Consider the following 2,500-nt stretch of genomic DNA (forward strand, 5'->3'; position numbering starts at 1 on the left):
GACGACAACCATGCAGCACCTTGTGATCTGTCCGAAGAAAACTCTATCTCTAAAGCTGTCAGACCACATTTAAGCCCTGGTAAGGTTCCTCGCGTATCATCGAATTAAACCACATGCTCCACCGCTTGTGCGGGCCCCCGTCAATTCCTTTGAGTTTCAGTCTTGCGACCGTACTCCCCAGGTGGGATACTTATCACTTTCGCTTAGTCACTGAACCGAAGTCCAACAACTAGTATCCATCGTTTACGGCGTGGACTACCAGGGTATCTAATCCTGTTCGCTCCCCACGCTTTCGTCCCTCAGCGTCAGTATATACGTAGTAGACTGCCTTCGCAATCGGTATTCTAAGTAATATCTATGCATTTCACCGCTACACTACTTATTCTATCTACTTCCATATAACTCAAGTCAATCAGTATCAAAGGCAGTTCCATCGTTGAGCGATGGGATTTCACCTCTGACTTAATTGACCGCCTGCGGACCCTTTAAACCCAATGATTCCGGATAACGCTCGGACCCTCCGTATTACCGCGGCTGCTGGCACGGAGTTAGCCGGTCCTTATTCTTACAGTACCGTCAAGGCGCTACACGTAGCACGGTTTCTTCCTGTATAAAAGCAGTTTACAACCCATAGGGCAGTCATCCTGCACGCGGCATGGCTGGTTCAGAGTTGCCTCCATTGACCAATATTCCTCACTGCTGCCTCCCGTAGGAGTCTGGTCCGTGTCTCAGTACCAGTGTGGGGGATAATCCTCTCAGACCCCCTACCTATCGTCGCCATGGTAAGCCGTTACCTCACCATCTAGCTAATAGGACGCATAGTCATCTTGTACCCATAAATGTTTAATAGTGGTTCGATGCCGAATCACTACATTATGGAGTGTTAATCTTCATTTCTAAAGGCTATCCTCCTGTACAAGGCAGATTCTATACGCGTTACGCACCCGTTCGCCGGTCGTCAGCATAGCAAGCTACCTGTTACCCCTCGACTTGCATGTGTTAAGCCTGCCGCTAGCGTTCATCCTGAGCCAGGATCAAACTCTTCATTGTATATTTTAAATAATATTAATGAATAAGTTTCAAAAGAATTTAACTTCGTTAGAAGTTGTGGTTATTCTACTCTTATTTACGCTGTCAATTTCAATATTTTCAATGAACCTAGTTTTCTTTAAAAAACCAGAGATAAGTAAAACTTATCATTTTTTGTAGAAACGTTAGAATCGAACTAACTGACATATTATTGTCATTTCCAAATTTCTTTAATCGTTACACTTTCTGAAAGCGGTTGCAAATATACATTCTTTTATTTGTTTTAAACAAGTTAAAATTAACTTATTTTTTACATTTTATTAATGTGATACTTATCGATGTTTTAAGGAACAGTTGTTAACTTTTAAACTTGCGTTTTTCCGTTAGCGGTTGCAAATCTACAACCTTTTTCTAAACTAACAAGGACTTTTTTTTATTTATTTCAAAAGTATTTTATTAACCACTGATTATAAAGATATTGTAGTTTTTATTTTTTTATTCTTTTTCAAGTTTTCTTAATTACTTAAAGATAAATCAGACTTTTTAAGCTTTTTTATTGATAATTTATTTTTGAAAATTCTTCTTTTTAAAAGTAGATAATTTAAAATATAGCAGATTTTAATGTTAAATAATCTAATGCCTAGCCCCGATTGAAGCAGCTGTTTGAGCTCTTTTTTGGTTTTCTTTTCGAAAAAACAAAAAAAGCGAGGGCGGAAAGCGGGTTATTGCTTCTTATTTTAAAAAATCAATAACCCCTTTTTTGATCTTTATTAGCGCTATTTTCTTCGGATAGATAAAATTCTAATCTAAAAAATTAAGAAAACAACTTTCAGTTATTTTGAGTTTTGTTATTCTTTTTCAATGAAGAACTTGTTTTTAGCTATTTTTTAGATCTAAGAACCTATTTAGCTCTATTTTTAACAACAACCAGACCTCACTGGTTTTAAAAAGCTATAAGGTCTGGTTAAGTATTTATACTTAATTTAGAAGTTCTCCAATAATTATACTTGATTCACTTTAACTTCGAATAAATAAGCTAATCCTTAGATATTTTTAAAGAAAAAAAATTAGCACAAAAAAAAACCTCAATCTATAAAGATTGAGGTTTAAAAGAAAGGCAACGACCTACTCTCCCACCATTGGCAGTACCATCGGCGCAAATGGGCTTAACTTCTCTGTTCGGGATGGAAAGAGGTGAGCCCCATTGCGATAATCACCTTAAAATGTTTCAGTATATTTCAACTGTATAAGTTAACATATTGGTAAAAATTATATCGTAAATAATCAAAAGAGTTGGTGCTTGCGCCCTTTCGAGCGCAAGACTTCTACATAAGCCTATGGGTTATTAGTAATACTCGGCTATGACATTACTGCCTTTACACCTGTATCCTATCAACGTGGTAATCTTCCACGACCCTTTAAAGAAATCTCATCTTGTGGTGGGTTTCGCGCTTATATGCTTTCAGCGCTT

Annotated in this window: 3 rRNA genes (2 of these 3 cut by a window edge); all 3 read right to left on the reverse strand. The window is 37.3% G+C overall.

Annotation, left to right across the window (positions count from 1 at the left end):
• Positions 1 to 1,050, reverse strand: a 16S ribosomal RNA gene (locus AB0T67_RS07330); it reaches 468 nt to the left of the window's first position.
• A 1,091-nt stretch (positions 1,051 to 2,141) separates the two neighbouring features.
• Positions 2,142 to 2,250: ribosomal RNA gene (rrf, locus tag AB0T67_RS07335) — 5S ribosomal RNA — on the reverse strand.
• A 105-nt stretch (positions 2,251 to 2,355) separates the two neighbouring features.
• A 23S ribosomal RNA gene (locus tag AB0T67_RS07340) occupies positions 2,356 to 2,500 on the reverse strand; it runs 2,731 nt beyond the window's last position.

It is taken from the genome of Tenacibaculum salmonis (genome assembly GCF_041053065.1).
Classification (GTDB): domain Bacteria; phylum Bacteroidota; class Bacteroidia; order Flavobacteriales; family Flavobacteriaceae; genus Polaribacter; species Polaribacter pacificus_A.